This is a genomic window from uncultured Campylobacter sp. (assembly GCF_905371695.1).
GTDB lineage: Bacteria > Campylobacterota > Campylobacteria > Campylobacterales > Campylobacteraceae > Campylobacter_A.
The window spans coordinates 1-2,995 of record NZ_CAJPMA010000135.1 but is presented as its reverse complement, the minus strand read 5'-3'; the positions used below and the strand labels follow the sequence as shown (position 1 = coordinate 2,995).

Sequence of the window (2,995 nt, the reverse complement as noted above, 5' to 3'; positions counted from 1 at the left end):
GCACGTATTAGGGGACGCTTTGGGTTCGGTAGGCGCTATAATCGCCGCCGTGGCCGTTATGAAATTTAACTTTACGCAAGCCGACGGTATCGCAAGCATTTTCGTTTCGGTTTTAATCGCAAAAAGCGGATTTTACTTGTTAAAAGACAGTTTTAACATCCTAATTCAAGCGGTACCGGCGGATTTAGACGCGGCGGAAATTTTACGGATTATAAAAAGCGCTAGCGGCGTTATTTCAGTGCACGATCTGCATATTTGGGCGATAAACGGCCACGCTAACGCGCTTATGGCTCACGTAACGGTCGATAAAAATTTAAAGGTTTGCGAAATCTCGCAAATGATAAAACGTATAGAAAGCGAGCTTTCCCGCGTAGGCGTAGATCACGTTACGCTTCAATTCGAAAGCCTAGATACGGGACATAGCGACGAGATAATCTGCGGAATATAAAATTTCAAAGCGATTTAGCGCCTTGAAATTTTAAAATTTACGCTACCTTAAAACGTGCTTTGCGGATTAGGCGCGCCGTCGCTCCATGCTAGCTTCGCTCCCGCTAGTAGATGAAAATGCAGGTGCATGACCTCTTGACCGCCGTTCTCGCCGCAGTTGGTAATAAGGCGGTATCCGCTCTTATCCACTCCCATTAGGCGTGCTAACTGCTGGATAAAGCTTAGCATTCCGCTCATTAGCGCCGGGTCAAATTCTTGAATATTTTCAAAGTGTTTTTTCGGGATTATTAAGATGTGGATCGGAGCTTTTGGATTTATGTCGTGAAAAGCTAGGAAATTCTCGTTTTCTAGCACCTTATTGCAAGGTATCTCGCCCGCTACGATTTTTTCGAAAATTGTCATTTTGTCTCCTTTAAATTTAGGCAATTATAACGCCCGCAACTTAAAATTTAGCGTCCTTTATGCTAAATTTTATTAAAATCTACCGAAATTTTTTAAAGGCTATACATTGCAAGAATTTATCGACAAGATTAACGGCGAATGTTCGACACTTGCGGATTTAGAGAAAATTCGCGTCGAAATTTTCGGTAAAAAGGGCGTTTTAGCGGAAGGCTTCGCCAAGCTAAAAACGATGGCGGAAGAGGGAAAAAAAGAATTCGCCGCGACGCTAAATCGTCAAAGAGACGAGCTTAGCGCGCTGATAGAGGCTAAAAAGTCAAGCCTTGAAGCGCAAGAGATAAAAGACAAAATGAGGCGCGAAGCCGTCGATATTACGCTATTTAACGAACCTACGGCAAACGGCGCGTTACATCCGGTCACGGCTACGATGGATAAGATTATCGAGTATTTTCTCTCGCAAAATTTCTCGCTCGAAACGGGGCCGCTCATCGAGGAGGATTTTTATAACTTCGAGGCGCTGAATTTGCCTAAATATCACCCCGCGCGCGACATGCAAGATACGTTTTATTTTACCGACGGCAGGCTGCTTCGCACGCATACTAGCCCCGTGCAGGTGCGCACGATGATGAGCAAAAAGCCGCCGATTCGCATGATAGCGCCGGGAACCGTATTTCGCCGCGATATGGATCTAACGCACACGCCGATGTTTCATCAGGTAGAAGGCCTCGTCGTCGAAGAGGGCGGCGCGGTGAGCTTTGCGAATTTAAAATCAATGCTTGAAAATTTCTTAAAATACATGTTCGGCGACGTTAAAGTCCGCTTTCGCCCTAGCTTTTTCCCGTTTACGGAGCCTAGCGCGGAGGTTGATATCAGCTGTATCTTCTGCCGCGGCGAGGGGTGTCGCGTATGCAAGCAAACGACCTGGCTGGAAGTGCTAGGATGCGGCGTGGTCGATCCGAACGTCTTTAAGGCCGTCGGCTACAAAAACGTGAGCGGATACGCGTTCGGTCTAGGAGTAGAGCGCTTTGCGATGCTGTTGCACCGCGTGCCGGATTTGCGCTCGCTTTTCGAGGGAGATTTAAGATTATTGGAGCAGTTTAAATGATAATTTCAAAAAATTGGTTAAACGAATTCGTAGATTTAAGCGCCGTTAGCGGCGAAACCCTCGCAAAGACGCTAAATTCCATCGGTCTTGAAGTAGATAGCTATACCGAGATTAAAATTCCTAGCTCCATCGTCGTAGGCTACGTAAAAAGTCGCGAAAAGCACCCGGACGCCGATAAGTTAAGCATTTGTCAAGTAGACGTCGGGAGCGAGACGCTGCAAATAGTCTGCGGCGCGAAAAACGTCCAAGCGGGACAGTTCGTCCCCGTAGCGCTCGTAGGCACGACGATGCCGGGCGGTTTGGAAATAAAAAAAGCGAAGCTTCGCGGAGCGGAGAGTTCCGGTATGATTTGTAGCTCCTTAGAGCTCGGCATGGCGAAGGTAAACGAAGGAATTTTGCCCCTGGACGATAGCATCGGGCGGCTAAAACTGGGCGCTAGTCTAAACGAATTCGAGGCGTTTAAAGACGTAATCATCGAAGTAGACGTTACGGCAAATCGCGGAGACTGCCAAAGCATGCACGGCATAGCGCGCGAAATTTGCGCCGCGCTCGATCTAAATTTACGCGAAAACGCGCCTTTTGAAGACGGCGAAAAGCTTCTAGGCATCGGTAGGATCGTCTCCGCGCGCGCAGAGGACGGCGTAAAAGGCTCGTTTTTATATAAAGCCTTCGAGATAAAAGAGGATTTAAGCGAAAATTTAATGCAAAAAATTAGGCTCGCTACGATAGGATGCGTCAAAACTTGCCCCGTCGATCGTTTATTGGACTATGCGACGCACTGCACGGGCGTACTGTTTCGCGCTTACGATTACGCCAAATTCGGCGAGGAGCGCGCGGTCTTCGACGTTAAAAACGGCCCTAACGGCGAGTGTGTTTTAACGAGTAATGATAAAATTTTAGGCGTAGCGGGGATTTATCAATCAGATGTCGCGAGGGTAGACGAAAATTCTAAAATCGTAATCGTAGAGGCTAGCTATTGCGATCCCGAGGTCGTTTCGCGCGCACTTTTCGAAAATAAAAATTTGCAAAAAGGCGAGCAGGTCT

At 47.4% G+C, this 2,995-nt stretch carries 4 protein-coding genes; 3 read left to right on the top strand and 1 reads right to left on the bottom strand.

The window, feature by feature from the left end; all coding sequences use genetic code 11:
- Positions 1-448, top strand: a 448-nt coding sequence (locus tag QZ147_RS08900) for a cation diffusion facilitator family transporter (RefSeq protein ID WP_295149481.1), incomplete at its 5' end; no start/stop codon positions are given.
- A gap of 47 nt (positions 449-495) precedes the next feature.
- On the opposite strand, the gene QZ147_RS08895 is transcribed toward QZ147_RS08900, so the two are convergent.
- Positions 496-849 carry a histidine triad nucleotide-binding protein gene (locus QZ147_RS08895; protein WP_295149478.1) on the bottom strand — a complete coding sequence of 118 codons (354 nt, stop codon included), beginning with the start codon at positions 847-849 and terminating at the stop codon, positions 496-498.
- Positions 850-955: 106 nt separating this feature from the next.
- Between QZ147_RS08895 and pheS the strand changes: the two genes are divergently transcribed.
- Positions 956-1,951, top strand: coding sequence for a phenylalanine--tRNA ligase subunit alpha (gene pheS / locus QZ147_RS08890; protein ID WP_295149476.1), 996 nt, complete (start codon positions 956-958; stop codon positions 1,949-1,951).
- A partial coding sequence (ytpR, locus tag QZ147_RS08885) for a YtpR family tRNA-binding protein (RefSeq protein ID WP_366508787.1) occupies positions 1,948-2,995 on the top strand: 1,048 nt, incomplete at its 3' end. The genes pheS and ytpR, both read left to right, overlap by 4 nt.

Coding starts and splice junctions, on each gene's coding strand:
- QZ147_RS08895 (WP_295149478.1), bottom strand. CDS start 849: ATGACAATTTTCGAAAAAATCGTAGCGGGCGAGATACCTTGCAATAAG.